This is a genomic window from Pseudomonas sp. LRP2-20 (assembly GCF_024349685.1).
GTDB lineage: Bacteria > Pseudomonadota > Gammaproteobacteria > Pseudomonadales > Pseudomonadaceae > Aquipseudomonas.
Genome location: NZ_AP025944.1, coordinates 3739871 through 3765652, shown reverse-complemented (window position 1 = coordinate 3765652; position 25782 = coordinate 3739871). Strand labels below are relative to the sequence as shown.

The 25782-nt window shown below is 63.6% G+C and carries 29 protein-coding genes; 13 read left to right on the top strand and 16 right to left on the bottom strand.

Annotated features, from left to right (window positions below):
* Nucleotides 1-156: 156 nt before the first annotated feature.
* From OCX61_RS16740 to OCX61_RS16720, 5 genes are all read left to right on the top strand, one after another.
* Nucleotides 157-558 (top strand): hypothetical protein, encoded by a 402-nt coding sequence (locus tag OCX61_RS16740; protein WP_261940515.1) that lies wholly within the window; start codon nucleotides 157-159, stop codon nucleotides 556-558.
* 88 nt (nucleotides 559-646) lie between these two features.
* On the top strand, nucleotides 647-868 hold the full coding sequence (locus OCX61_RS16735; RefSeq protein ID WP_261940514.1) for an MbtH family protein: 222 nt from the start codon (nucleotides 647-649) through the stop codon (nucleotides 866-868).
* Nucleotides 865-1587 carry a thioesterase II family protein gene (locus OCX61_RS16730; protein ID WP_261940513.1) on the top strand — a complete coding sequence of 241 codons (723 nt, stop codon included), beginning with the start codon at nucleotides 865-867 and terminating at the stop codon, nucleotides 1585-1587. Before OCX61_RS16735 ends, OCX61_RS16730 begins: the two co-directional genes overlap by 4 nt.
* A 57-nt stretch (nucleotides 1588-1644) precedes the next feature.
* Nucleotides 1645-2196: a hydrolase gene (locus OCX61_RS16725; protein ID WP_261940512.1), complete on the top strand. Its 552-nt coding sequence runs from the start codon at nucleotides 1645-1647 to the stop codon at nucleotides 2194-2196.
* 26 nt (nucleotides 2197-2222) lie between these two features.
* Nucleotides 2223-3275, top strand: a complete 1053-nt coding sequence (locus OCX61_RS16720) for a DUF1615 domain-containing protein (RefSeq protein ID WP_261940511.1) — start codon at nucleotides 2223-2225, stop codon at nucleotides 3273-3275.
* Between the two features lie 378 nt (nucleotides 3276-3653).
* Here the strand turns inward: OCX61_RS16720 and OCX61_RS16715 are convergent, their stop codons facing one another.
* The 9 genes from OCX61_RS16715 to OCX61_RS16675 all read right to left on the bottom strand — a co-directional run bounded on the left by OCX61_RS16715 (nucleotide 3654) and on the right by OCX61_RS16675 (nucleotide 11214).
* Nucleotides 3654-4523, bottom strand: coding sequence for a metal ABC transporter solute-binding protein, Zn/Mn family (locus OCX61_RS16715; RefSeq protein WP_261940510.1), 870 nt, complete (start codon nucleotides 4521-4523; stop codon nucleotides 3654-3656).
* Nucleotides 4520-5419 carry a metal ABC transporter permease gene (locus tag OCX61_RS16710; RefSeq protein ID WP_261940509.1) on the bottom strand — a complete coding sequence of 300 codons (900 nt, stop codon included), beginning with the start codon at nucleotides 5417-5419 and terminating at the stop codon, nucleotides 4520-4522. The genes OCX61_RS16715 and OCX61_RS16710 overlap by 4 nt, the downstream gene beginning before the upstream one ends.
* The gene (locus OCX61_RS16705) at nucleotides 5419-6165 is read right to left on the bottom strand and encodes a metal ABC transporter ATP-binding protein (RefSeq protein WP_261940508.1); all 747 of its coding nucleotides are present in this window, start codon (nucleotides 6163-6165) and stop codon (nucleotides 5419-5421) included. The genes OCX61_RS16710 and OCX61_RS16705 overlap by 1 nt, the downstream gene beginning before the upstream one ends.
* Nucleotides 6162-7064, bottom strand: coding sequence for a metal ABC transporter substrate-binding protein (locus OCX61_RS16700; protein WP_261940507.1), 903 nt, complete (start codon nucleotides 7062-7064; stop codon nucleotides 6162-6164). The genes OCX61_RS16705 and OCX61_RS16700 overlap by 4 nt, the downstream gene beginning before the upstream one ends.
* 15 nt (nucleotides 7065-7079) lie before the next feature.
* Nucleotides 7080-7649, bottom strand: coding sequence for a DUF6162 family protein (locus tag OCX61_RS16695; protein WP_261944328.1), 570 nt, complete (start codon nucleotides 7647-7649; stop codon nucleotides 7080-7082).
* An 11-nt stretch (nucleotides 7650-7660) separates the two neighbouring features.
* Nucleotides 7661-7981 carry a hypothetical protein gene (locus OCX61_RS16690; RefSeq protein ID WP_261940506.1) on the bottom strand — a complete coding sequence of 107 codons (321 nt, stop codon included), beginning with the start codon at nucleotides 7979-7981 and terminating at the stop codon, nucleotides 7661-7663.
* The gene (locus OCX61_RS16685; RefSeq protein WP_261940505.1) at nucleotides 7978-8517 is read right to left on the bottom strand and encodes a PA2404 family protein; all 540 of its coding nucleotides are present in this window, start codon (nucleotides 8515-8517) and stop codon (nucleotides 7978-7980) included. The genes OCX61_RS16690 and OCX61_RS16685 overlap by 4 nt, the downstream gene beginning before the upstream one ends.
* Nucleotides 8514-9707 (bottom strand): PepSY-associated TM helix domain-containing protein, encoded by a 1194-nt coding sequence (locus OCX61_RS16680; protein WP_261940504.1) that lies wholly within the window; start codon nucleotides 9705-9707, stop codon nucleotides 8514-8516. Before OCX61_RS16680 ends, OCX61_RS16685 begins: the two co-directional genes overlap by 4 nt.
* Nucleotides 9708-9879: 172 nt before the next feature.
* The gene (locus OCX61_RS16675) at nucleotides 9880-11214 is read right to left on the bottom strand and encodes a lysine N(6)-hydroxylase/L-ornithine N(5)-oxygenase family protein (RefSeq protein ID WP_261940503.1); all 1335 of its coding nucleotides are present in this window, start codon (nucleotides 11212-11214) and stop codon (nucleotides 9880-9882) included.
* Nucleotides 11215-11414: 200 nt separating this feature from the next.
* Here OCX61_RS16675 and OCX61_RS16670 point away from each other — a divergent pair, with 200 nt between their 5' ends.
* Nucleotides 11415-11852 (top strand): hypothetical protein, encoded by a 438-nt coding sequence (locus tag OCX61_RS16670; RefSeq protein WP_261940502.1) that lies wholly within the window; start codon nucleotides 11415-11417, stop codon nucleotides 11850-11852.
* 180 nt (nucleotides 11853-12032) lie between these two features.
* On the opposite strand, the gene pbpG is transcribed toward OCX61_RS16670, so the two are convergent.
* The 3 genes from pbpG to OCX61_RS16655 form a co-directional block, all read right to left on the bottom strand.
* The gene (pbpG, locus tag OCX61_RS16665; protein ID WP_261940501.1) at nucleotides 12033-12959 is read right to left on the bottom strand and encodes a D-alanyl-D-alanine endopeptidase; all 927 of its coding nucleotides are present in this window, start codon (nucleotides 12957-12959) and stop codon (nucleotides 12033-12035) included.
* Between the two features lie 242 nt (nucleotides 12960-13201).
* Nucleotides 13202-13384 (bottom strand): hypothetical protein, encoded by a 183-nt coding sequence (locus OCX61_RS16660; protein ID WP_261940500.1) that lies wholly within the window; start codon nucleotides 13382-13384, stop codon nucleotides 13202-13204.
* Between the two features lie 94 nt (nucleotides 13385-13478).
* Nucleotides 13479-13820, bottom strand: coding sequence for a hypothetical protein (locus OCX61_RS16655; protein WP_261940499.1), 342 nt, complete (start codon nucleotides 13818-13820; stop codon nucleotides 13479-13481).
* 161 nt (nucleotides 13821-13981) lie between these two features.
* On the opposite strand from OCX61_RS16655, the gene OCX61_RS16650 reads away from it, so the two are divergent.
* Entirely contained in the window at nucleotides 13982-14803 is an 822-nt protein-coding gene (locus tag OCX61_RS16650) for a shikimate 5-dehydrogenase (RefSeq protein ID WP_261940498.1), read from the top strand.
* A 148-nt stretch (nucleotides 14804-14951) separates the two neighbouring features.
* On the opposite strand, the gene OCX61_RS16645 is transcribed toward OCX61_RS16650, so the two are convergent.
* The 3 genes from OCX61_RS16645 to OCX61_RS16635 all read right to left on the bottom strand — a co-directional run bounded on the left by OCX61_RS16645 (nucleotide 14952) and on the right by OCX61_RS16635 (nucleotide 16406).
* Complete coding sequence (locus tag OCX61_RS16645) at nucleotides 14952-15194, bottom strand: hypothetical protein (RefSeq protein WP_261940497.1); 243 nt, start codon at nucleotides 15192-15194, stop codon at nucleotides 14952-14954.
* A 97-nt stretch (nucleotides 15195-15291) separates the two neighbouring features.
* Nucleotides 15292-15819: a lactoylglutathione lyase gene (gene gloA, locus OCX61_RS16640; protein WP_261940496.1), complete on the bottom strand. Its 528-nt coding sequence runs from the start codon at nucleotides 15817-15819 to the stop codon at nucleotides 15292-15294.
* A 227-nt stretch (nucleotides 15820-16046) separates the two neighbouring features.
* Nucleotides 16047-16406, bottom strand: coding sequence for a histone-like nucleoid-structuring protein, MvaT/MvaU family (locus OCX61_RS16635; RefSeq protein ID WP_261940495.1), 360 nt, complete (start codon nucleotides 16404-16406; stop codon nucleotides 16047-16049).
* A gap of 359 nt (nucleotides 16407-16765) precedes the next feature.
* On the opposite strand from OCX61_RS16635, the gene OCX61_RS16630 reads away from it, so the two are divergent.
* Together OCX61_RS16630 and cobF are read left to right on the top strand one after the other, a co-directional pair.
* The gene (locus OCX61_RS16630) at nucleotides 16766-18055 is read left to right on the top strand and encodes an OprD family porin (protein ID WP_261940494.1); all 1290 of its coding nucleotides are present in this window, start codon (nucleotides 16766-16768) and stop codon (nucleotides 18053-18055) included.
* A gap of 20 nt (nucleotides 18056-18075) precedes the next feature.
* Nucleotides 18076-18825, top strand: coding sequence for a precorrin-6A synthase (deacetylating) (gene cobF, locus OCX61_RS16625; RefSeq protein ID WP_261940493.1), 750 nt, complete (start codon nucleotides 18076-18078; stop codon nucleotides 18823-18825).
* Between the two features lie 267 nt (nucleotides 18826-19092).
* On the opposite strand, the gene OCX61_RS16620 is transcribed toward cobF, so the two are convergent.
* Nucleotides 19093-19443, bottom strand: coding sequence for a response regulator (locus tag OCX61_RS16620; RefSeq protein ID WP_261940492.1), 351 nt, complete (start codon nucleotides 19441-19443; stop codon nucleotides 19093-19095).
* Between the two features lie 253 nt (nucleotides 19444-19696).
* Between OCX61_RS16620 and OCX61_RS16615 the strand changes: the two genes are divergently transcribed.
* The 4 genes from OCX61_RS16615 to OCX61_RS16600 are packed head-to-tail and all read left to right on the top strand — an operon-like array spanning nucleotide 19697 to nucleotide 25774.
* The gene (locus OCX61_RS16615; RefSeq protein WP_261940491.1) at nucleotides 19697-23164 is read left to right on the top strand and encodes a response regulator; all 3468 of its coding nucleotides are present in this window, start codon (nucleotides 19697-19699) and stop codon (nucleotides 23162-23164) included.
* A complete protein-coding gene (locus OCX61_RS16610) occupies nucleotides 23161-23982 on the top strand; it encodes a CheR family methyltransferase (RefSeq protein WP_261940490.1) in 822 nt (273 codons plus the stop codon). The genes OCX61_RS16615 and OCX61_RS16610 overlap by 4 nt, the downstream gene beginning before the upstream one ends.
* Nucleotides 23979-24554: a chemotaxis protein CheB gene (locus tag OCX61_RS16605; RefSeq protein WP_261940489.1), complete on the top strand. Its 576-nt coding sequence runs from the start codon at nucleotides 23979-23981 to the stop codon at nucleotides 24552-24554. Before OCX61_RS16610 ends, OCX61_RS16605 begins: the two co-directional genes overlap by 4 nt.
* A complete protein-coding gene (locus OCX61_RS16600) occupies nucleotides 24548-25774 on the top strand; it encodes a hybrid sensor histidine kinase/response regulator (protein WP_261940488.1) in 1227 nt (408 codons plus the stop codon). Before OCX61_RS16605 ends, OCX61_RS16600 begins: the two co-directional genes overlap by 7 nt.
* Nucleotides 25775-25782 lie beyond the last annotated feature (8 nt).

Sequence of the window (25782 nt, the reverse complement as noted above, 5' to 3'; positions counted from 1 at the left end):
AAGTGATGTTTCTTGATGGGAATATAAATTTCCCTTGGGGGATTTATAGGCGAAGCAAGGGGCGGCGGTCCAGTGGTTTATGAAATTTTTTATCCTGGCAGGAAAGTTGTCGACAGGCATTAACGGCCAAGTGGCTGGTAAGGCTATGCTTGCTCCATGAGCAGCCCACCCCCTCTTCGCCAACCGTGCCCCCCTGGTGCCTGTGACTGCGGCCGCGAACACCTGGCCGAGCACCCGCCAGCGGCCCAGCGCATCCTCCTGCTCACCCGCCAGGAGGAGAAGCGCCTGCTCGAACGCCTTGAACAGCTCAAGGACCTCGAAGACCTGCAGCGCCTGCAGCTACGGCTGTACGAAAACCTCGGCATCCGTGTGCACATCAGTCCTGGCTTCAATGAGGTTCGTACCATGCGCGGCATCGTCATCGAACTCGACGATCAGCCTGGCCTGTGCCGCAAGACCCGCCAGTCGATCCCGGCTGCGATTCGTCGGGGCCTGGAGCGCAATCCCGAGGTGGCGTTCCGCCTGCTCGACGCGCATGACTTGTTGCGGGACGCCTGAGGCTAATTTTTCAGTGACGCCCTACGTCTACCTGAGAACCTCCCTGCGCCAGCTGCGCAGTGGCATCCATCACTCAAGGAGACAGGCAATGACTTCCGTATTCGATCGCGACGATATCCAGTTCCAGGTAGTGGTCAACCACGAAGAGCAATACTCCATCTGGCCGGACTACAAGGCTATCCCCGAAGGCTGGCGCGCCGTGGGCAAGAGCGGCCTGAAGAAGGACTGTCTGGCCTATATCGACGAAGTCTGGACCGACATGCGCCCCTTGAGCCTGCGCCAGCAGATGGCCGCAGCTGCCGGCCAGTGACCACGCTCAACTTGCTGTGCCTGCCATACTCCGGGGCCAGCGCCATGGTCTACAGCCGCTGGCGGCGCAAGCTGCCGGCCTGGCTGCAGGTGCGCCCGGTCGAGCTGCCCGGGCGAGGTGCGCGCATGGGCGAGCCGCTGCAGACCGATATGCAGGCCCTGGCCCGGCAACTGGCCAGCGAACAGCGGTCAGTTGCCAACAACACCCCGTATGCGTTGCTCGGCCACAGCCTGGGCGCACTGCTGGCCTTCGAGCTGGCCCATGAGCTACGGGCACTGGGTTGCCCACCACCCGCAGCGTTGTTCGCTTGCGGCACCGCGGCACCAACCCGGCGCGAGGACTACGACGGCAACAACTGGCGCGCACCCAAGAGCGATGATGAGCTCAAGCGTGAGTTGCGCGAGCTCAATGGCACTCCGCCAGAGGTGCTGGACAACGCCGAGCTGATGAGCCTGACCTTGCCCATCCTGCGCGCCGATTTCCTGCTCTGCGGCCGCTACGTCTACCGCCAGCGGCTGGCCTTGCAATGCCCGCTGCATGTGCTGGGGGGCGATGCGGATCGGGCCAGCGCCGAGCAGCTGCAGGCCTGGCGCCAGGTAACCCATGGCGCGTTCTCGCTGCAGATGTTCCCTGGTGGTCACTTCTTCATCCACGAGCACGAGGACCTTGTGCTTGGGGCGCTGACGCAGGCCCTTGAAGCGCATAGGCTTTCTGCCTGATTGACGTCGCCGCCTGCCTGGGGGAGGCTAGGCCTTTTCCCAGGCGAGGGGCAGACAATGCTGATCGAACATCACAAGGCCACGCTGCTGGTCGTCGACATCCAGGAAAAGCTCATCGGTGCCATGAGCGACCCTCACGGTACCCGCGCCCGGGCACGCTGGTTGCTGGCCGCCTGCAGCGACCTGGAATTGCCCGTGGTGATCTCCGAGCAATACCCCAAGGGCCTGGGCCATACCCTGGCGGAACTGATCGCGGTAGCCCCGGCCGCCGAGGTGGTGGAAAAGACCCATTTCTCCTGCGTGGCTGCCGAGTGCCTGCCGGGTAGCCTGATGGCCCGCGAGCAAGTGATCGTCTGCGGCATGGAAACCCACGTCTGCGTGCTGCAGACCGTGCTCGGCCTGCTGGGCCTGGGCAAGCAGGTGTTCGTGGTCGAGGATGCCTGTGACAGCCGCACGCCAGCCAACAAGGCTGCGGGCCTGGCGCGCATGCGCCAGGCCGGGGCGCAGGTGGTGACCCGGGAAATGGTTCTGTTCGAGTTGATGGGCAGCGCCAGCCACCCGCAGTTCCGCCATATCAGCAAGACCTACATGGTCGGTGACCAGCCCTGAACGGGCGACTGTTGGCGGCAGGGCTGATGGCGCTGGCGCTGCTGCAGGGCTGCGCCGGGCGCCGCGAGGAAGAGGCCGAAGCCGACCCGGCCAAGGTGCGCGCGCAACTCATGCGCCTGTTACCGGCCCAGGCCAAGGACCGCGCAGGCTGGGCCAAGGATATCCAGGTGGCGTTCGAGGCCCAGCGCATCACACCGAGCAAAAGCAACCTGTGCGCGGTGCTGGCGGTGACCGAGCAGGAGTCGACCTTCAACGCCGACCCGCAGGTGCCCAACCTCGGGCGCATCGCCCGTGAGGAAATCGACCGCCGTGCGGCGCGCCTGCACATTCCCAGGCTGCTGGTCGACGGCGCACTGAAGACCCCGTCAGGCAATGGCCAGAGCTATCAGCAGCGCCTGCTGGCGGTGCGCAGCGAGAAGCAGCTGAGTGCGCTGTACGACGAGTTCATCGCTCGCCTGCCGTTGGGCAAGACCTTGCTCGACGGCTTGAACCCAGTGCATACCGGTGGGCCGATGCAGGTCAGCATCGAGTTCGCGGAAAAGCATGCCAAGGATTATCCCTACACCTACGACGGCAGCATTCGCCAGGAGGTCTTCAGCCGCCGTGGGGGCATGTATTTCGGTATTGCCCATCTGCTCGGTTACCCGGTGCATTACGAGCGGCAGCTGTACCGCTTCGCCGATTTCAACGCGGGGTGGTACGCCAGCCGCAATGCCGCGTTCCAGGGCGCTTTGAGCAAGATCACGGGTGTGGACCTGGCGCTGGATGGCGACTTGATTGCCCCCGGCTCGATCATGCCCGGCAGCACCGAGCAGGCGGCGCGCAAGCTGGGGGTGAAGCTGGGGCTGCGCAATCCACAAATCCGCAGCCAGCTGGAGCTGGGCGACAGCCTGGCGTTCGAGGACAGCAAGCTGTACAGCGGGGTGTTCGCCCTGGCCGATGCGGCGGCGGGCAAGCCGGTTGCGCGGGCGGTGTTGCCGGGGATCGAGCTGAAGAGCCCGAAGATCACCCGCAAGCTGACTACCGCCTGGTTTGCCGGGCGGGTGGATGAGCGCTATGAGCGGTGCATGAACCGGTAGATTTTCTGCCTGTACCGGCCTCTTTGCGGTGGTTCGCGCGGGGATGGCGTCAGGGCCACCATGTGTTCGCCATGACAGGTTCAGCGCCTGTGAGATCGAGCGCCGCCCGCGCGGCGCATCGCGAGCTGCGCTCGCTCCTACGTTTGTTTCGGGCCAATTATTCCTGGGGGATTTGCGCGCGAGCGCCTTGGCGCCTGACTCGATATGGAGTCGTACAAACCAGGCGGTCGCGCGCGCCTGCCACAGGCGTTACTGGCCAGAAATAAACGTAGGAGCGAGCGCAGCTCGCGATGCGCCGCGCGGGCGGCGCTCGGTCTCACAGGCGCTGAAGATGTTGTGGCAGGCACATGAAAGCCCTGATGCCATTCCCAGGCGACATCACCCTTCGCTCAACGCCCCGACCACCTGCTCGACGCTGGCCTTGAGCCCGGCCACCGCATCCTCGGGGTCACTCTCCACCACCAGCAATTTCGCCCCGGCCGCCTCGATCACCTTGGCCAGCGCCGGGTCCGGCTGCCGATGATCCAGTACCAGCGCCACATCCTGCTCCTTGAGGTTCTCTCCCAGTACTTTCAACGCCGCCTCATCCCACTTGCCATCCTCTGGCAACGGCTGCTCCACCACATCCAGGTTCAACCCGCTGGCCAGGTACCCCAGGCGCTCGGACAAGCTGACCACACTCAGGTTGTCGACCTTGGCCAACTGCGTCTGGCTGCTGGCCGTCATCTCCAGCAGCTGGCGCTTGAGCCCCGCCAGGTTGCCCTGGATCTGTTCCTTGTCGGCGGGCGCCAGGCGTTCCAGGTCATTGGCCAGCACATCGGCCATGCGCCCGAGGTTGGTCGGGTTCAGCCAGGGGTAGGCAGCATGGGCGTCATCGCCGCTCACGGCGATGCCCGACAGCGCGCCGTCCACCGGCCGCGCCGCGTCGATCTCGATGACGCGGATGTTGCTGCGCCGCGCCATCGGATACAGCGGGTCGTCACGCCAGATCGAGCGCACGCCGATCACGGCATCGGCCTGTTGTGCGGCGCTGGCCAGTGCAGCGCCGCCCCGGCTGCTGAAGTACGACGGTTGGCGGCTGGCCGGCAGGTTGGCCGGCGCGGCGCGCGTGAGCTGCACGCCAGTGCCGGCGAGCAGGGCGCTGGCCAGGCTGTGGGTGACAGGCAGGCTGGTCAGCACTTGCGTGGCCGAGGCGAACGCAGGCAGGCCGGCGAGGGCGACGGCCAGGGTCAGCTGTTTCAGGTTCATGCCGGGTTTCCTTGCAGGCGTGGGACGAGCGCGCGGGCCAGCGCGGCGAGGGCAAAGCAGATACCAGCGACCAGAATGATCGCCGCGCCAGAAGGCACGGGCAGGTCAAGCATGATGGGCAGGAGGATGCCGAGTAGCGTGCTCAGGGTGGCAATCAGCACCGAAACGAAGAAAAACCCCTTCAGCGACTGGCTGACCAGGCGCGCCGCCGCCGCCGGGATCACCAGCAGGGCACCGACCAGAATCGCCCCGATCACCTTCACCGAGGCCACCGTGACCAGGGTCACCAGCACCACGAACAGATAGTCCAGGGTCTTCACCGCCACCCCGCGCACCGCCGCCAGCTGCGGGTTGAAGCTGGCCAGCATGATGCGGTTGTACAGCGGCAGGGCCAGTGCCAGCACCAGCACCGCGACGATGCCCAGCACGACCAGGTCCTGGGCGCTGACGGTCAGCACCGAGCCGAACAGCACGTTCTCGAGGATATGCACGTTGATCTTGCCGGCCAGCATCAGCAGCAGGCTGGCGCCGAGGGCCAGCGACACCGAAAGGAACACGCCGATCAGCGTGTCCGGCGACAGCCCGGTGCGGTTGCGCAGGAAGTTGAGCAGAATGCCGAACAGCAGGCAGTAGCCGAACAGGCTGCCATAGGGGCCGGTATACGGCTCGCCGAGCAGGATGCCGATGGCGACCCCGGTGAGCGCGGCATGGCCGACCGCTTCGGAGAAGAAGGCAAAGCGCTTGACCACCACCAGGGTGCCGAGGCCACCCAGCACCGGGCCGATCATCACACCGGCCAGCAAGGCATTGATCACGAAACCGTAAGCCAGCGCCTCCGGCAGGTAGCCAGCGCCGGCCCAGGCCTGGACCAGCTGGCGGAATGTGTCGAAGTTCATCAGGCAAGGCCCTCGCTGCGAGGGTGGACAGAGAACAGGCCGAGCAGGCGTTCCGGGGTCAGGGCCTGGGCGGGCGGGGCGTCGAACAGCACCTGGCGGCTGAGGCCGGTGACCCGGTCGGCCAGGCGCAGCACGGCTGCCAGGTCGTGTTCGATCCACAGCACGGTGGTACCGGCCTGGCGCCAGCCTTGCAGCAGCTGTTCGAACACCTGGATGCCGGCTTCGTCGAGCGCCGACATCGGCTCGTCGAGCACCAGCAGCTGCGGTTCGGGAATCAAGCCTTGGGCCAGCAGCACGCGCTGGCGTTCACCGCCGGACAACGCACCCATGCGGCGCTTGCGCTTTTCGAGCATGCCGACCCGTGCCAGCGCCGCATCGATCGCTGGCCGTACCCGCCGTGACAGGCCGAGAAACGCCGGGCGCTGCTGGCACATGGCAGCCATGAAGTCGTCCACGGTCATCGGCAGCCCGCGGTCGAACTCAAGGGCCTGCGGCACATAGCCGATCACCTGCTGCTTACCAGGCCAGTGCACGGTCAGCTGGCCCTGGTGCGGCATCTGCCCGAGCAGGGTCTTGATCAGCGAACTCTTGCCGCCGCCATTGGGGCCGACGATGGCATGCACGCTACCTGCGGCAACGCTGAACTGCACCTGTTCGAGGATGCACGTGCGGCCCAGGGCCAGGTCTATGCCGGCGAACTCGATGCGCGGCCCACCGGGGGCCGTGAGGTGGGCAGCGGCGGTCATGCGCGGTTCTCCTGGATGGCGCGGACCACGGTGTCGAGGTTGCGCTTCATCTCCACTTCGTATTTGTCCTTGGTGTATTCGCCGTAGGAAATGTGCGTCAACGGGTACAGACGCACGCCGGACTCACGCTGGATGGTTTCGACATAGGCTGAGGGAAAGTCCATTTCCGAGAAAATCACCTTCACGTCCAGCGCCTTGAGCTGGTCGATGGTCTTCTTCAGCTGCGCCGGGCTCGGTTCGATGCCGTGGGCGGGCTCGACCACGGCCGTCACTTCCAGGCCGAAGTCGCGCACCAGGTAGTCGTAGGCGGCATGGATGGTGGCGACGCGCAAGGTGGTGCTGGGCGCCTCGCTGACCTTGGCCAGGGCCTCGGCACGCAAGGCCCGCAGGCGCTTGGCATAGGCGCGGGCGTTCTGGGTGTAGAGTTTGGCGTTGTCCGGGTCGAGCTTGCCCAGCTCGCGGGCGATGTTGTTGACCTGGGCGATGGTGGTGCTGATCGACAGGAAGGTATGCGGGTTGACCACCTTGCCGGCGCCGCGGGCGGCGATGCCGGTGGCCGCCAGCAAAGGTACGTTCTGGTTGGCTTCGATGGTCTTGATGCCGGGTTTTTCGCTGGCGGCGATCATGCGGTCGGCAAAGTCGTCATGACCGACGCCATTGAGCACCACCACATCCAGCGTGCCGATGCGCTTGATGTCCTCGGCGCGGGGTTCGTAGGCATGCGGATTGAAGCCTGCCGGAATCAGCGGCACCACTTCGGCCTTGTCGCCGACGATATTGCTCACGTAGCTGTAGTAAGGGTGCAGGGTGATGCCGATGCGCAGGGGCTTGCCGGTGTCGGCCAGGGCCAGTGCAGGCAGGGCGCAGGCCAGGAGCAGGGCGAGGGCTTTGCGGAACATGGGAAATCCTTGGGTTCAATGACGGTGTTCGCGGGTGACCCCGGCGTCGTAGTGGCTGACCACTTGCTGCCAGCCGACGGCGATCAGTGCGGCCTGGCTGAGATCATCAGGGCGCACGGCGGCGCTGTCGCGGTGCAACCAGACGTCGACCTCGGCACTGCCAGCATGGGGCAGGATCATCAGGAAACTGCCCGCCACTTGCGGTGCCTGGCTGCGGCCCAGATAGGCGCCGCTTGGCAGCCACTGCCACTGGTGGTTGCCACGGCTCTGGCTGCCGGCGTCGGCCACGAACGGTGGCAGGCCTTCCTCTGCCAGGGCTTCGACGCTGGGCGTGGCGGCATTTTCTGCACGCAGCAGCTGGATCTCGTCGAACGCCACGCGCAGGTCGGTATAGATGCCTTGTTCGGCTGCGGTCAGGTCGCGGCGGGCGTCGATCTGGTGGGCGGCGATGGCCTGCTCGTCCTCGCGTTCGCCGCGCAGCAGGACCACGCTGGCGGCGAGGGCGATAATCAACAGGCTGGCCAGCAGTACGTAGAGGGTTTCGTGCCCGGCACCGGCCGGGCGCACCACCTGGGTGTGGCGCATGGCTGGGCTGCTCATGGTTGCGCGATGTCGGCGTGGTCGACTTCCACGACATGGCCTGGGCCTGCGTCGAACAGCACGTAGAACTCGCCGTCGGGGCGCTTGAAGGTCAGGCTCGAGTCGTCACCGAGCTTGCCACCGACCAGCACCTGCTCGTCGTAGCCGATCACGTCGAGGGTTACCCCAGGCGCGCCACTGCCATCGGAAAAACCACCGGTGCATTTCACCTGGCCGCCGGCGACTTCCTCGCACTCGCACATGGGGTTGTGGGCCAGTGCCGGCCCTGCGGCCAGTACCAGCAAGGGCAGGGCGAGCCTGCGCATCAGCTGTTTCATGGTTTGCCTCCTTGTTTTTCGAGCCAGGCCACAGTGGCTGGCGAAGCCTTTGCCAAGGGTACGGACGCCTGGTGCAGGCTGCCGTCCCAGCCTTCGAGGGTGATCCATATCTGCGCATCGGCACGGGTGCGCGGTGGTATCGGCAGGTTGGTGATCATGCGGTACGGCGCGCCGAAGAAAATGCTGCCGGCGGCGCGCAGGCTGCGCGGCTTGCCGATGCGCAGGTAGACCGCCTTGACCTCCTTGACGCAGGCCTTGCACAGCGCGGCGTTGAATAGCTTGAAGTGGCCGGCGGGGCCATCGGCGCGTGGGGCTTCATTGCGCAGCTCGGCGAGGTCGAGGCTGTAGGGGCCGACCTGGATATTGTTGATCGGGTTCGCCCCGAGCCCGGCGTCACCTCGGAACAGTCGGACATCAGCGAAGTATTTGGGCATGAAGCCCAGAGGGATCAGGATCAACAGGATATTCAGGTGGAAGCGCCACTTCAGCCACCACTGCTTGAGTGGGCGGGCGGGCAGGGCTTGGGCCTGGCTCATGGGCGGACCTCCAAGGTGGTGTCGTGGCGTGCGCTGCGGGGCGCGCGTTCGCCGCGTTTTAGCGCCGCTGCGGTGGCCTGGGCGGTGCGTTTGGTCCAGATCAGCAGGCCACTGAACACCATCAGGGTCAGGATCAGGCCGAAGAAGAACCACACCAGCTTGATCGGCAGGCCGCCGAAGTCGCCGGTGTGCAGCGGGCGCATGGACTCGGTGACGAACTCCAGGGCCGAGCGGTCGCTGAGCAGGAACTGGCTGTCTACCTGGCGGGTATAAGGGTTGACCGAAGCGCTCTGGAACATCAGCGGGTACCAGCCACGCCCGCCCATTTCGATGTGGCTGTAGGCGGTGGCCGGCAGCGAGATGGAGGTGATGTCCAGGCTGGGGATGGCCAGGCCGGCGATGCGCGCGGCTTCGTCCAGGTCGATGCGTGGCGCCGGGCTGCCATCGACCGACTGCGGCACTTGCTCGCGGGCGATCACCGGTACGATCGGCTCGCTGGAAATGGTGATGTGGTTGTCGGACAGGATCGCCCGGATCAGGAACCAGATGCTGGTAATGGAAATGACCGCGATGAACCAGATCGACCAGACCCCGGCCAGGCGGTGCAGGTCGCCCCAGAAGATGCGCGCACCATGGCCGGTGCGTACCGGCTTGAAGAAGCCTTTCCAGAACTTCTTGTACACCACCAGCCCGGTCACCAGCGACGCCAGCATCGGCAGCCCGAGCAGCGACACCATGTACCAGCCCCAGCTGAAACCATGGGTGAAAGGCACCAGCCACCAGCCATGCAGGGCGCGGGTGAAGGCTTCGAAGTTGAAGTCCGGCATCTTGCCCTGGATCGCCCCGGTGTAAGGGTTGACGTAGAGCATCGGGCTGGAGCCATCGGCGTAGGTGACCCGTGCCGTGAGCGCGAAGTGCGAGCCGTCCGGCTGGCTGAGCGAGTTGACTACCATGTCCGGTTCGGCCTTGCGCAGGGCATCGAGTACTTGCTGGAAGCTCAAGCGTTCGGCGCTGTCGTCGGGTTTGCTGGCACGCACGTCGGGGTTGGCCAGCCAGACGATCTCCTGGCTGACCACGGCCAGCATGCCGGTGAAGCAGACGATCAGCACGAAGAACCAGATCGGCAGGGCGAGCCAGCTGTGGACCAGGAACCACAGCTTGGACTTGGATTTTTTCGGTGATTTGGCCATCGGTCAGTCTTCTGAAAAAAGGGGCGAACACAGGCCCAACCAAAAAGGGCTGTTCTTCAAAAGACGAATGAGAATGAAAATCCTGCTGAATTAAATGCAAGCAAATGTTTCAGCGGTGCAAAAATGCCGACAGGGCGCACTTGGCACCCTGTCGCTCTGATTGCTTCGAGAATCAGGCGCTGGTCAGGGCCACGGTGGGTTGTGCCTTGCCTTGCTGGCGAGCCAGGTCGTGGTACAGCGCCTGGCCGATTTCTGCGGCACGGGAGGGCAGTACCGACAGCAAGGTGTCACTGAGGCCGTGGCTGTTTTCACAGAACCCTTGCAGGTACACCGATGCCTGCATGTCCGGGCTGGCCAGGACCCGGTAGTTGCGGTCGACGCTGAAGTCTTCCACATAGTCCGCCAGCGGTGCGAGCAGGTCGCGGTGCGAGCGGCGTTCGTAGCCTGTGGCGAGAATCACCGCGTCGTAGCGGTGAGTCTGCTGTTGGCCGGTGGCCAGGTCGCGCAGGGTCAGTTCGATGCCGTCGCGGGTGGCGACCACCGCTTCCACCTGCCGCCGGCACAGCACGTTGTGGCGGAACTGGTGGGCGACCTTCTGCCGGTAGAGAATGCCGTAGATGCGCTCGATCAGGTCGAGGTCGACCACCGAATAGTTGGTGTTGTGGTACTCACCGAGCAACTTGGCGCGCTGGTCGGCCGGCTCGTTGTAGACCAGGTCGGTGTAGTCTGGCGAGAAGATCTCGTTGACGAACGGGCTGTCATCGGCCGGCTTGAGGGCGGAGCCGCGCAGCACCATGTCGACCTTGACCGACGGGTAGCTGTCGTTGAGGTCGATGAAGGCCTCGGCGGCGCTCTGGCCCGAGCCGATCACCGCGATGCGCATCGGCTTGCCGGCCGTGCACGGCAGTTTGTTCAGGCTGCTCAGGTACTGCGAGTGGTGGAAGACCCGTGGGTCGTCCTTGAACGCGCCGAACTTTTCCGGAATCTTCGGTGTGCCGCCGCTGCCGACCACCACCGAGCGTGTGCGCCGGCTGAATTCCCGGCCTTGCGCATCGCGCGAGACCAGGCGCAGGTGCTCGACGCGCCCAGCCTTCAGTTCAGGCTCGATGCGCAGCACTTCTTCGCCATACACGGCCTGGCTGGCGAAATGCTCGGCGGCCCAGCGCAGGTAGTCGTTGTACTCCAGGCGGCAGGGGTAGAAGGTGCCGAGGTTGATGAAGTCGGCCAGGCGCTGCTTCTGGTGCAGGTAGTTGACGAAACTGTACGGGCTGGTCGGGTTGCGCAGCGAGACCAGGTCCTTGAGGAACGAGATCTGCAGTTCGCTCTGGGTGGCCAGGGTCTCGCCGTGCCAGCGGTATTCCTTCTGCTTGTCGATGAACAGCGCATCCAGGGCATGGCCCTGGCTTTGGGCAAGTTCTTCCAGGGCGATGGCCAGGGCCAGGTTGGACGGGCCGAAGCCCACGCCGATCAGGTCCTTGATAGTTTCCGGGGGTGCAGACTGGCTCATGGCTGCGATTCCATAATGGGGCGAATGTGGGCGCATGCCGTGGCTCCGGCGCCTGCGCTTGTACATTGGGTGGAACGAGCCAGTGGAAGGGGAATTTACTGCCCGGCCGCGTGCCTGCGGCCAGTCGCGCCTAAAGGTCTGCATCTGTCGGCCGATACGCAGGTCAACGCAAGGACCCATTGCAAGGCAGGGAGAATGACATGGTAGGTATCGCGGCAGTCAGCATCAGCAACACTTCGGCCCAGGCGGCCAGCGCTACGCAGGCCAGCGACACGGAAAAGACGGAATCGGGCAGCTCGACACTGCAGGTTGATACCTCGAAGCTGCGGGGCGATGGCCAGGCCAAAGGCGCCGAGGGCGCGCAAGGCAGCAGTGGCAGTGATGAGCCGTCACACATCAAGCAATTGCGCGAGATGATCAAGAAACTGCAGAAGCAGCTGGCCGACGAGCAGAAACAGCTGGCCATCCTGATGGCGCAGAAAACCGACGAAACCACCAAGCTGGCGGCAGTCACAGCCAAGCAGGCCAGCATCGCTACGATCAGTGGCGAGATCATGACGGCTACTGCGCAATTGTTGGAAGCGCTGCAGAAGTCAGGCGGCAGCAGTGCAGGCGGGATGGTCGATACCCAGGCCTGATCCGAACCGGCCGACTGTCACCGACTGCCAAGTGTGCGCTGTATTTGTGGGAGCCGCGCTTGCCGGCGATGGGCCGCGGAGCGGCCCCGGCGGTTGATGCAACAACCTTGAAATCGTGGGGCCGCTTCGCGGCCCATCGCCGGCAAGCGTGGCTCCCACACGTCATGTGTTGGCGTCAGGTTACTCCGACGCCAGGCGCCCCTTGTTGTGCTTGTCCGACTTGTACTGCATGGCCACCGCCGGAGCCGGCTTGGCTGCGCCGGTCTCCAGCCACTGGCGCAGGCGGGTGGCGTCGGCGAAGTGGGTGTACTTGCCAAAGGCGTCGAGGATCACCATCGCCACTGGGCGGTTGTCCATCTTGGTCAGCAGCACCAGGCAGTGGCCGGCCTCGTTGGTGAAACCGGTCTTGGTCAGCGTGATGTCCCAGTTGCTCTTGTTCACCAGGTGATCGGTGTTGCGGAAGCCCAGGCTGTAGTTCGGCTTGCGGAAGGCCACGGTCTTTTCACGGGTGGTCGACAGCTCGCTCAGCATCGGGTACTTGCGCGATGCCATCAGCAACTTGGCGAGATCGTGGGCGGTGGATACGTTCTGCGTCGACAAGCCGGTCGGCTCGACATAGCGGGTGTGCGCCATGCCCAGGCTGCGGGCCTTGGCGTTCATCGCCTTGATGAAGGCCGGGTAGCCGCCTGGGTAATGGTTGGCCAAGGTGGTGGCCGCGCGGTTTTCCGACGACATCAGGGTGATCAGCAGGGTTTCCCGACGGTTCAGCTCGCTGCCCAGGCGTACGCGCGAATACACGCCTTTCATGTCCGGGTTGTTGGCGATGGTCATGGTGAGCATCTCATCCATGGGCAGCTTGGCATCCAGCACCACCATCGCCGTCATCAGTTTGGTCACCGAGGCAATGGGCACCACGCGGTCGGCGCGGCTCGAATACAGTTCCTGGTTGGTATTCAGGTCGATCAGCAGGGCGCTGCCAGACGCCAGGTGCAGCTTGGACGGGTCGCGTTGGACCTGGGCCGGGGGTTGTGCAGCAGCGGTCGACGGAAGGGTCGCGGTACCTGTGAGCAACAGCAGCAGGCTGAGGATGGACAGGGATGTTTTCACGTTGAGGCTCACTAAAAGTTGGTATGTCGTTGGCTGTGCAAGGGTTTTCCCCCAAAAAACCGATGCATTCTGGAGTATGGCTGAACGGCTGTCGATTGCTCGTTGAGTCGGCTGACAGAAATGAAAAAAGCTTCATGCTGTATCGGTTTTCCTGCCTCCGTTCGTCGGTTCGTCCAGGCAAAAAAAGACCCGCCACACGGCGGGTCAGAAGAGGCGTAGGGAGCAACGCACAACAAATTCGGTCAAGCGATCAGGCAATCGGCCTGAAGCTGTTCAGCCAGGGCCTGGGCCGAGGCACGGGTCGCCAGCGGGCCGCTGAGGGCTTCGCCATTGCTTACCAGGTACCAGCAGGCCAACAGGCCTTGTTCGCGCAGGGTGGCGGGGACAGCAGTGCCGACGACGGACATGATCTGAATAGTGGCCATGGGGACCTCCTGTGAAACATGGCCCTACCTTACGCAGCAGCCGACGCGGTTTGAAATCAACACGCTCAATAGTGCTCATCAGTTTTATCAACGGTCACCAGCGCGGCGGGCCGTAGTACACCGGTGGCGGGCCATAATAGGGGCGGTACGCCGGCGGCGGCGGTGCTGGCACGTAGTACGGCTGGTAGTACACCGGCGGCGGCGGGGCCTGCACATACACGGGCGGTGGCCCATAGTAGGCAGGCTGGCGTTCCACGTAGACCGTGCGGTCGTGGCCGCCATACACCGTCGCCCCGACCACGGCCCCGACCACGGCGGCGCCGAGCAGTGGGCCTGGGCCATACCAGCCATGTCCGCCGCCACCATGGGCAGAGGCTTGCCCGCTGATGGCCAGGGCACCGACCAGCAGGGCGATTCCGGGGAGATGACGGTTCATGAGACTTCCTCGCAAGGTAACCCCGCGCTCGGGGCCTTGTTACTATGACTCCGGTCTCTGTAAGCCGAGCACTGGGAAATGGTAAAGGTTGTGTAAGGGACGACCAGTGGTTGTGTCTGGTACGCTGCACGAACGTTTCAGTTATGAAAAAGGAGCAGGTTATGGCGACAACTCCCAGCAGAGACACCGTGCTGTGCATTTCCCTGGCCGGGCGGCCTGGCACCTTTGGCGTGCGTTTTCATAACCACCTCTACCAGCAGCTCGGCCTGGACTATTACTACAAAGCCATGAGCACCGATGACCTGCCGGCAGCAGTCGCAGGCATCCGCGCGCTGGGCATTCGCGGCTGCGGCGTGTCGATGCCTTACAAGGAGGCCTGCATGGCGCTGGTCGATGAAATCGACCCGTCGGCGGCGGCGATCGAGTCGGTCAATACCCTGGTCAACAGCGCCGGCCATCTGAAGGCCTACAACACCGATTACCTGGCCGTGCGGCAACTGCTTGAGGCGCACCAGGTCGACCCTGCAACCGCGTTCGCCCTGCGCGGCAGTGGCGGCATGGCCAAGGCTGTGGCCAGTGCCCTGCGCGATGCCGGGTTCCGCGAAGGCATCATCGTCGCCCGCAACGAGCAGGCCGGGCGGCAGTTGGCGGATGTCTGCGGCTATCGCTGGGTGGCTGAGCTGGGCGACCTGTGCCCGCCGATGCTGGTGAACGTGACACCGATCGGCATGGCGGGTGGGCCGGAGGCTGAGGTACTGGCCTTCAGCGAAAACGCAATCGCGGCAGCCGAGAGGGTGTTCGACGTGGTGGCGATGCCGGCGCGCACACCGTTGATCCAGCGCGCCGAGGCGCTGGGCAAACCGGTGATTACCGGGCTGGAGGTGATCGCCTTGCAGGCGTTGGAGCAGTTCGTTCTGTACACCGGGGTACGGCCCAGCCGCGAACAGGTTGAAGCGGCAGTAGCCTTTGCGCGCGATATTTGATGCACGCCGATTTCCTGTAGGCGCGGCCTTGTGTCGCGAGAGGGCTGCAAAGCAGCCCCAGCGATTTATGCATCAAGGCTGACATCTTTGGGCTGCTTTGCAGCCCTCTCGCGACACAAGGCCGCTCCTGCAGCTCCCGCGCAGGTCTTCAGAAGGCTTTGTGCCCCTTGTCCAATTGCTCATCCACCAATGCCCGGCCATGGGCCAACGACACATGCTGAGCGTTCTCAAGGTCCGAGAAGAACTTCATCGGCATGGACATCCGCTTGCTGGTGTGCCCCTGTGGATCGGTGATCAGGCAGCCGGCGGCGTAGGGCAGGGGGGAGTCGGGGTGAGGCATCACGCTGGCGGTGATGGTGTGGTTGCGGTATTCACAGTGAAGAGATTGCATCGTCCTTTACCTCGCTGTGGCATGTGAAGCGGTTACCTTCATATACCACAGCAAGGGGCCAGGAGTTCCCGGCCCGACGAGCGCGAGCGGATGGCGCTCAGCCCTTCAGCTCGGTTGGCTGGATCACTTCAACCCAGTAGCCGTCCGGGTCCTTGACGAAGGCCAGGTGGTTCATGCGGCCATCCTGCAGGCGCTTCTGGAACGGCACGTCGAGTGCCTCGAAACGGGCGCAGGCCTCACGCACGTCCGGCACCGAAATGCAGATGTGGCCAAAGCCGCGTGGGTCGGTGTTGCCGTTGTGATAGGCGAAATCCGGGTCGTTTTCGGTGCCGTAGTTGTGGGTCAGCTCCAGCACGCCCGGAATCGACTTCATCCACTGGTGGCGCTCGGCGTCGTCGGCAGGGATCTGCGCCGGGTCGACCAGGGCCAGGAAGTACAGGCTGAAGGCAGCTTCAGGGAAGTCACGCTTGTCGACCAGGCGGAAGCCCAGCACGCGGGTGTAGAAGTCCAGCGACTTCTCGATGTCCTTGACCCGCAGCATGGTGTGGTTGAAGACGAACTGGGCGGTGGCGGTGTCTGGCTGTGCGGTGACACCAGGCAGGGTTTGCAGATCGTGCAGGCTCATGGGTACTCCAGAGACGGGGCCGGCAACCAGGTGCCGGCGAAACAGACAGGGGACCATGATACGGCAGTGAAGCGTTTGCGCAAATGAAAGCGCCCTGCTCGGGGGAGCAGGGCGCTGGAATTAGAGGCCCGCATGTGCGGGCGCGTGATGGGGTCGCTAGTCCTTTAGCTGTCTCGATACTGCTGCAGCCGTTGTGAAAAAAGTGTGAAGTGGGTGTTGACGTTTCATCAGCGAACCCAGCTTTCCACGGTAGCGGCCCCGTACTGTTCTTTCCACGCCTTGAGGCCGCGGTGGTTGCCGCCCTTGGTCTCGATCAACTCGCCGGTGTGCGGGTTTTCGTAGACTTTGACCACGCGCGGGCGGCGCTGCTGTTTCGGTGCACTGACAGCGCCACGGGCAACCGCCTTGGGGTCGAGGATGGCGATGATATCGCGCAGACTTTTGTCATAGCTTTTCATCAGGCCGACTAGTTTCTGCTCGAATTCGATTTCGCGTTTGAGGCCGGCATCCTTTTTCAGCGCCTCCAGTTGCGCCATCTGTTCCTGGAGCGCTTTTTCGGCAGCACGAAACTCTGCAAGTCTGGACACTGTAATCACTCCTGTACGTCTTTCGTGGCAGGGCGTGACGAACATTGACGAAAACTAAACGCCAGCCACGCGGGTGGGTGAAACTGTTCGCTGACATCGAGTGTAGACACTTGCAGGAGTTCGGTAAACCGCAAACTTTTTATAAGTAGGGCGGGAACTTTCCAAGTTTTCCGAGCGGTAATTCAGGCGCTTTTTCGAGCCGACTGTCCGGCATTCTAGACCATGGTCCAATGGCCCGGAACAGAGCGGTTGGGTGATCATTTCAGATGATGGTCGGCTGATGTTCGGCCGCGACGCATTCGCGTGACGCAGGTGCGTCACGATTTGTTTTTTCGCCTTTCTTGTGGATGTTCCCTCGCATGTTTTCCCCTCTTCCTCTCGCCCCCGGGCGCCGTGTTGCCGGCCTGTTCATTGTGTGTGCCGGCACGCATGCCCAGGCCGCCGGTTTTCTTGAAGACACTAGTGCCAAGGTCGAAGCACGCACGGTCTATTTCAACCGGGATTTCCGTGACGGCCACAGCAGTTCCAGCCAGGGCGCGTCAAAACGTGAAGAGTGGGCGCAAGGCTTCATTCTCAATGTGCAGTCGGGTTATACCCAGGGCCCGGTCGGCTTTGGCGTGGACGCACTGGGCATGTTAGGGATCAAGCTCGACTCCAGCCCGGCCGACAGTAATAGTGGTTTGCTGCCCTCTTCCGGCCACGACCCACGGCACTCCGCCGACCAATACGCGAAGATGGGCCTGGCGGCCAAGGTCAAGGTTTCCAACACGGTGCTGAAGTTCGGCTCGATGATGCCGGACCTAGCGCTGTTGAAATACAACGATGGTCGCCTGCTGCCGACCATGTTCCATGGCGCGATGCTGACCTCCGAAGAAGTGCGCGACCTGAAGTTCACCCTGGCCCGCCTGAACAAGTACACCGCGCGTGATTCCACCGATCGTCAGGATATTCGCGTGCATTGCAAGAACAAGCGCTATGCCTGCGATATCGAAGCCGACCACTTTGACCTGGCTGGCCTGGACTACCGTTTCAATGATCGGCTCAGCGCTCAGTATCAGGTCGCCAAGCTGGAAAACATCTACCGTCAGCACTTCCTCGGCCTGGTCGCCAGCCAGCCGCTCGCCGTTGGCAGCCTGTCGGCAGACCTGCGGCTGATCAAGAGCGATGACATCGGCAACGCTCGCGCCGGCGAGATCGATCACCGTGCCTTCAGCGGCATGCTCGGCTACAGCCTGGGCGGGCACAAGATCAGCGCCGGCTGGCAGCGCATGTACGGCGAGAGTGCCATGCCGTACCTCGATGGCAGCAACCCGTACCTGGTCAACTACGCCCAGGTCAACGACTTCGCCGCCGCCCAGGAGCGCTCCTGGCAGCTGCGTTACGACTACGACTTCAAGGCACTCGGCGTGCCCGGCCTGAGCTTCTTCACCCGTTACATCAACGGTGACCACATCAAGGTCCCGGGCAGCAATGCACAAGGCAAGGAGTGGGAACGCGACACTGAGCTCAAGTACCAGGTGCAGAGCGGCACCTTCAAGGATGTCAGCGTGCGCCTGCGTAACTCCACCTACCGCAGCAACTACGAGCGGTGGGCGCGGGACATGGACGAGACCCGGGTCATCGTCAGCTATAACTTCTCTATCCTCTGAATCACAGGCCGGGCGGTGCCATGAAAGACTTGCTGTTGATCGGCATTGGCCCGGGCGACCCCCGCCAGATCACCGTCGAGGCGGTCGAGGCAGTGCGTCGCGCCAGCGTGTTCTTCGTGCTCGACAAGGGCGCCGGCAAGGATGAACTGGTGCGCTTGCGCAAAGCCATCCTCGAGCGCTACCGGCCCGAGGGTGGCTACCGCCTGGTGCAGGTTGCGGACCCGCAGCGCAATTGCGAGGCGCACGACTACACAGGCGCGGTGCACGAATGGCACCGCCAGCGTGCCGCGCTGTATGCCCGGTTGATCAACGAAGAGATGGCCGCCGATGATCTCGGCGCCTTTTTGCTATGGGGTGAGCCGGGGCTCTACGACAGCACCTTGCGCATTCTCGACCTGGTCCGTGAACGTGGCGTGGCGCTGCGCCTGCAGGTAATCCCCGGCATCAGCAGCGTGCAGGCCCTGGCGGCGAGGCACCAGATTCCCCTCAATCGCATTGGCGAGCCGCTGACCTTACTGCCGGGGCGGCGCCTTGCCGAGCAGGGGCGGGTGGACAACGTAGTGGTGATGCTCGACGGGCAATGCGCGTTTGCCACGCTGGAGGATCCGGCGCTGGTGATCTACTGGGGTGCTTACCTGGGTACCGACGATGAAATACTGATCGCCGGGCCACTGCAGGCCGTGAAGGCCCGGATCCTTGAGGTGCGCGAGCGGGAGCGGGTGCGCATGGGGTGGATCATGGATACGTACCTCCTGCGGCGGGAGCTATAAGCCGGGTTGCCTTTTCCGGCCTGTTCGCGGCTAAAGCCGCTCCCACAGAGTAAAGCGGCGCTTGCTGAGGCTTTGTGCTCCGCGCGACAGCGCAGCCCAAAGGGCTGGGTGATCTCCCGCAGGGATATCACTGCGGGAGCAACTGTCTTGTGCTGCTTGTGCCGGCCTCTTCGCGGGTGAACCCGCTCCCACAGGTTCAGTGCTTACCTCAAGGCATGCGCAATCCCTGTGGGAGCGGCTTTAGCCGCGAAGCAGGCGCCACCGGTCTCAAGGTGTACCCAGAATTTCCACTACCTTGTCGCGCAACTGGTCGATGCTGAAGGGTTTGCCGATCAGATGCATGCCCTCGGGTACATCGAAACTGTCGGCGTAACCGCTGGCAAACAGCACCGGCAGTAACGGCCGCGCCGCACGCGCCTTGGCCGCCAGTTCTTCGCCGCGCATGTCCGGCAGGCCCACGTCGGTCATCAGCAGGGCCAGTGGCTGGCTGGCATCTTCGATCACCTTCAACGCCGCGGTGGCATCTTCCGCTTCAATGGTGGTGTAGCCCAACTCGTCGAGCACTTCGACCATCAGCATACGTACGATGTCGTCGTCTTCGACTACCAGAAGGTGCATGGTGGGTTTCCTGTTGTAAAAGGCATGTCTCTACTCTGTGCGCCAGGCAGTGACAGAAGTTCCCGAGGATACCGACTGTGGCACTTCGATGGAACGATTCTCACACGCGGCCTTCAAATACTGGCTAAATGCCCTGCCGAACCCGCTCAAGCGGGTTAAACTCGCTGATTGACCGGTGAGCGCAGCGGCAGGCACTGACAGGCTTCAGCCGCCACTCTTTTTCAATGGACTTTTTTTGCGCGGGCGTTATCAGATGATTCAAGCAGCCTCGATGGACCAGCAAAGCTTCCGCAAGCTGTTGAGCCGAAATATCGGCTTGCCCCTGGCAGTGGGCCTGCTCGGCGCCGTGGCTTTCGTCGCGGTGATCAACTACCTGCTATCGGCCATGCAGTGGGTCGAGCACACTGATCGGGTGATCGGCAATGCCAACGAAGCGGTCAAGTTGTCGATCGACATGGAAACCGGCATGCGCGGTTTTCTGATCACCGGTGACGAGCGCTTCCTCGACCCCTACGAGGTGGCCAAGCCGCGTATCCTTGGCAGCTTGCAGAGCCTGCGCAGCATGGTCGAGGACAACCCCCAGCAAGTCGACCGTATCGACCGGCTGATTGCCTTGCAGAACGCCTGGAACGCGTTCGGCGGCGAGATGATCAGCCAGCGCCGCAGCGGTGGCGACTACCGTGCTTCGGTCGGCAATGGCCGCGGCAAGCGCATCACCGACGAGATTCGCAAGGAGTTCGACGGCCTGATCGGCACCGAGCAGCAGCTGCGCATGGCGCGTACCGAGAAGGTCAGCACGGTCACCGTGACCGCCATTTCGATCTTTGTGCTGTTGATCATCGGCCTCAGCGCATTGCTCGCCTACCTTGGCCGCCGTGATCTGCTGGCCCTGTCGGGCAGCTACAGCGAGAACCTGCAGGCTCAGCAGCGCGCCGCCGAGCGCCTGGAGCACCAGGCCTGGCTGCGCAATGGCCAGACCCAGCTGGCCGAGCAGGTGTTGGGCCAGCTGACCCTGCCGATGCTTGGCGACAACATCCTGCGCTTCTTCGCCAGCTACCTGGGCAGTGTGGTCGGTGCGCTCTACGTACGCGACGAACATGGCCGCCTGGTGCGGGTGGCCAGCTATGGCCTGAGCAGCGAAGAGCAGGCCCGCCAGCAGGTGCTGGGCGATCACCACGGCCTGTTGGCGCAAGCCGTGCGCGACGGGCGCCTGCTGCGCCTGGACGACCTGCCGCAGGACTACTACCGGCTCAGCTCGGGCCTTGGCGACGGCCTGCCGCGTGGCGCCTTGCTGATGCCTGCGCGTAACGACGGGCAAATCAACGGTGTGATCGAACTCGGTTTTCTGCGCCCGCTGCAGGCGCGTGATGACGAGTTCATGGAGCGGGTCGGTGAAAACCTGGGCATCTCCATCGAAAGCGCACGTTACCGCCAGCGCCTGCAAGAAGTGCTCGCCGAAACCCAACAGCTCAACGAAGAACTGCAGGTCCAACAGGAAGAGCTCAAGACCGCCAACGAAGAGCTCGAAGAGCAATCGCGCGTGCTCAAGGAGTCCCAGGCCCACCTGGAAACCCAGCAGGCGGAGCTTGAACAGACCAACGAGCAGCTGTCCGAACGTACCGATGCCCTGAACCGCAAGAACGACGAACTCAGCCAGGCCCAGGAAGAACTCCAGGCACGTGCCGAAGACCTGCAACGTTCGAGCAAGTACAAGTCCGAATTCCTCGCCAACATGTCCCACGAGCTGCGCACGCCGCTCAACAGCTCACTGATCCTGGCCAAGCTGCTGGCCGAGAACGGCGAGGGCAACCTCAGCGCCGAGCAGGTCAAGTTCGCCGAGTCCATCTATTCCGCCGGCAACGACCTGCTGAACCTGATCAACGATATCCTCGACATCGCCAAGGTCGAGGCCGGCAAGCTCGAAGTGCGCCCCGAGAACACCCAGCTCGAGCGCCTGGTCGAAGGCCTGCGCGGCATGTTCCAGCCACTTGCCGAGCACAAGGGCCTGGGCTTTGAGGTCACGGTCGAAGCGCAAGTGCCGGCCACCCTGTTCACCGACCGCCAGCGCCTGGAGCAGATTCTCAAGAACCTGTTGTCCAACGCCATCAAGTTCACCGAGCGTGGTCAGGTCAGCCTGAACATCGGCTATCAGGCCGGCAATGGCATCATCTTCTCGGTGCGTGACAGCGGCATCGGCATTGCCGCCGACCAGCAACAGGCGATCTTCGGCGCCTTCCATCAGGTCGACGGCACCAGCAACCGTCGCTACGGTGGCACCGGCCTGGGCCTGTCGATCTCGCGCGACCTGGCGCATCTACTTGGCGGGCAGATCAGCGTCGACAGCAGCCTCGGGCAGGGCAGTGTGTTCAACCTGCTCATGCCGGAACGTTATGAATCGCAGGGTGAGGAGATCGAGGCACAGAGCTTGCGGCCAGCCGTCGATAGCTTGCCGCCGGCGCCGCCGATTGCCGCGCCTGCAGTGTCCAAGCGCCCGGCCCCGGCCTTCAGCGATGATCGCGAGCGCGCACCGTTTGGCAATCGCTGCATCCTGGTGGTGGAAGACGAGCCCAATTTCGCCCGCATTCTCTTCGACTTGGCGCACGAACTGGGTTACAGCTGCCTGGTGGCGCAAAGCGCCGATGAGGGTTTCGAGCTGGCCGAACAGTACGTTCCCGACGCCATCCTGCTGGACATGCGCCTGCCGGATCATTCCGGGCTGACCGTGCTGCAGCGCCTCAAGGAGCAGGCCACCACCCGGCACATACCGGTGCACATCATCTCGGTGGAAGACCGTGTAGAGGCGGCCATGCACATGGGCGCGGTGGGCTATGCAGTCAAACCGACCAGCCGCGAAGAGCTCAAGGAAGTGTTCGCCCGCCTGGAAGCCAAGCTGACCCAGAAGCTCAAGCACATCCTGCTGGTTGAAGACGACGACCTGCAGCGCGAGAGCATCGCCCGCCTGATCGGCGACGACGATATCGAGATCACCGCCGTGGCCATGGCCCAGGACGCCCTGGCGCTGCTGCGCGAGAATATCTACGACTGCATGATCATCGACCTCAAGCTGCCCGACATGCTCGGCAACGAGCTGCTCAAGCGCATGACCGCCGAGGATATCCGCGCGTTCCCGCCGGTGATCGTCTACACCGGGCGCAACCTCACCCGTGAAGAAGAGGCCGACCTGCTCAAGTATTCGCGCTCGATCATCATCAAGGGCGCGCGCTCGCCAGAGCGCCTGCTCGACGAAGTGACGCTGTTCCTGCACAAAGTCGAATCGCAGTTGTCCCATGAACGCCAACGCATGCTCAAGACCGCGCGCAGCCGCGACAAGGTCTTCGAGGGCCGCAAGGTGCTGCTGGTGGACGACGATGTGCGTAACATCTTTGCCCTGACCAGTGCCCTGGAGCACAAGGGCGCCATCGTCGAGATCGGCCGCAACGGGCGCGAAGCCATCGAGCGCCTGGAGCAGCACGATGACATCGACCTGGTGCTGATGGACGTGATGATGCCGGAGATGGACGGCTTCGAGGCCACCCGCCTGATCCGTCAGCAGCCGCGTTGGCGCAAGCTGCCGATCATCGCCGTTACCGCCAAGGCGATGAAGGACGACCAGCAGCGTTGCCTGCAGGCCGGCGCCAATGATTACCTGGCCAAACCGATCGACCTGGACCGCCTGTTCTCGTTGATCCGCGTGTGGCTGCCGCAACTGGAGCGAATTTGACTAGCGAGCGCAACACCGACATTGAGATCCGGCTGCTGATCGAGGCGATCTACCTCAAGTACAGCTACGATTTTCGCAATTATTCCGGCGCTTCGATCAAGCGCCGGGTCCTGCATGCTCTGCGCCAGTTCGACTGCCTCACGGTGTCGGCACTGCAGGAACGGGTGCTGCATGACCCGGGCATGTTCATGCAGCTGCTGCAGTACCTGACGATCCCCGTCAGCGAGATGTTCCGCGACCCCAGCCATTTCCTGGCGCTGCGCCAGGAAGTGGTGCCGCTGCTGCGCACCTGGCCTTCGATCAAGGTGTGGATTGCCGGCTGCAGCACGGGTGAAGAGGTGTACTCGATGGCCATCCTGCTGCGCGAAGAGGGCCTGCTCGATCGCACCATCATCTATGCCACCGATATCAACCCGCATTCACTGGACCGCGCCAAGCAGGGCATCTACTCGATGCAGAGCATGCGCGAGTATGCAGAAAACTACCGCCTGGCCGGTGGCCGCCGCGACTTTACCGAGTACTACACCGCGGCCTACGGCAACGCCATCATGGACAGCAGCCTGCGCGAGAATGTGACCTTCGCCGACCACAGCCTGGCCACCGACAGTGTGTTTTCCGAAACCCAGTTGGTGTCCTGCCGCAACGTGCTGATCTACTTCAACAAGGCCCTGCAGGACCGCGCCCTCGGTCTGTTCCACGAGTCCTTGTGCCACCGCGGCTTCCTGGTGCTGGGCAGCAAGGAGTCGGTGGACTTCTCGGCCTACAGTGACCGTTTCGAGCCGTTGGTCAAGCCCGAACGGATCTACCGCAAATCATGAACGGCGTGGACGCGGTGGTCATCGGCGCCTCGGCGGGCGGCGTCACGGCATTGTTCACGGTGCTGGGGGCGTTGCCTGCCAGTTTTGCCATTCCCGTGCTGTGCGTGCTGCACCTGCCGGACGACCGCCACAGCCAGCTGGCCGAGGTGCTGCAACGGCGCTTGCAGCGGCCGGTACGCCAGGCCTGTGACAAGGAAGCCATTGCCCCAGGGCAGATCTACGTGGCCGGGCCGGGCTATCACCTTTCGGTGGAAGCCGACTTCAGCCTGTCGCTGAGCCAGGAGGAACCGGTGCACTTCTCGCGCCCGGCCATCGATTTTCTCTTCACCTCGGCGGCCGATGCCTTTGGCCCCGGGCTGCTCGGCGTGCTGCTCACCGGTGCCAACGAAGATGGCGCCCAAGGGCTTGCCTACATCAAGAACAGCGGCGGCCGGACCGTGGTCCAGGATCCCCGCGACGCACAGGTGGCGCTGATGCCGGAGGCCGCCCTGGCCCTGCACGCGCCCGACCTTATTCTTTCTCTGAGCGGTATCGGGCAGTTGCTCGCGACCCTGGAACCCAGCGCATGCTAAGCCACACCACTGCCAAACTGCTGATCGTCGACGACCTGCCGGAAAACCTGCTGGCCCTGGCCGCCCTGATCCAGGGCGAGGACCGCGAGGTGCATCAGGCGCAATCGGCGGAAGCGGCCCTGTCGCTGTTGCTCGAGCACGAGTTCGCCCTGGCCATTCTCGACGTGCAGATGCCGGGCATGAACGGCTTCGAGCTGGCCGAGCTGATGCGCGGCACGGAAAAGACCCGCAACATCCCGATTGTCTTCGTCACCGCGGCCGGGCGTGAAATGAACTACGCCTTCAAGGGCTACGAGAGCGGCGCCGTGGACTTTCTGCACAAGCCGCTCGACACCCTGGCGGTGAAGAGCAAGGTGTCGGTGTTCGTCGACCTGTACCGCCAGCGCAAGGTGCTCGACCGGCAGTTGCAGGCGCTCGAGTGCAGCCGCCAGGAACAGGAGCAGCTGCTGGCCCAGTTGCAGGTGGCGCGTGGCGAGCTGGAGCATGCGGTGCGCATGCGCGACGACTTCATGTCGATCGTTGCCCACGAGGTGCGCACGCCGCTCAACGGCCTGATCCTGGAAGCCCAGTTGCGCAAGATGCACCTGGCGCGCGGCAACCTCGACGCCTTCAGCCCCGACAAGCTGCAGGCCATGGTCGAGCGTGACGAGCGGCAGATCAATAGCTTGATCCGCCTGATCGAGGACATGCTCGACGTGTCGCGCATTCGCACCGGCAAATTGTCGCTGCGGCCCAGGCCGTTCGACCTGAGCCAGCTGGTTCGCGGCCTGGTGGAAAACTTCGCGGCCCAGGCCACGGCGTTGGAGACGCACATCGAGTTGCAGCGTTGCGAACCGTTGCAGGGCGAGTGGGACGAGTTTCGCATTGAGCAAGTGCTGGCCAATCTGTTGTCCAATGCCTTGCGCTATGGCGAACGTCAGCCGGTGCAGGTGCGGGTGTTCGAGCAGGACGGCATGGCCTGGGTGCAGGTGCAGGACCATGGGATCGGCATCAGCGCCGTGCACCAGCAACGGATCTTCCAGCAGTTCGAGCGCGTGGCCACCCAGCAGGCCAGCGCTGGGTTGGGGCTGGGGTTGTATATTTCCGAGCAGATCGTCCACGCCCATGGCGGACGCATTCAGGTGCAAAGCGAGGAGGGCAAAGGTGCCACGTTCAGCTTGCTGTTGCCGCTGGCGGGTGCAACCGAACAAAACGACCAGCTGCGGGCAACCTCCGCATAAGCCTGGGG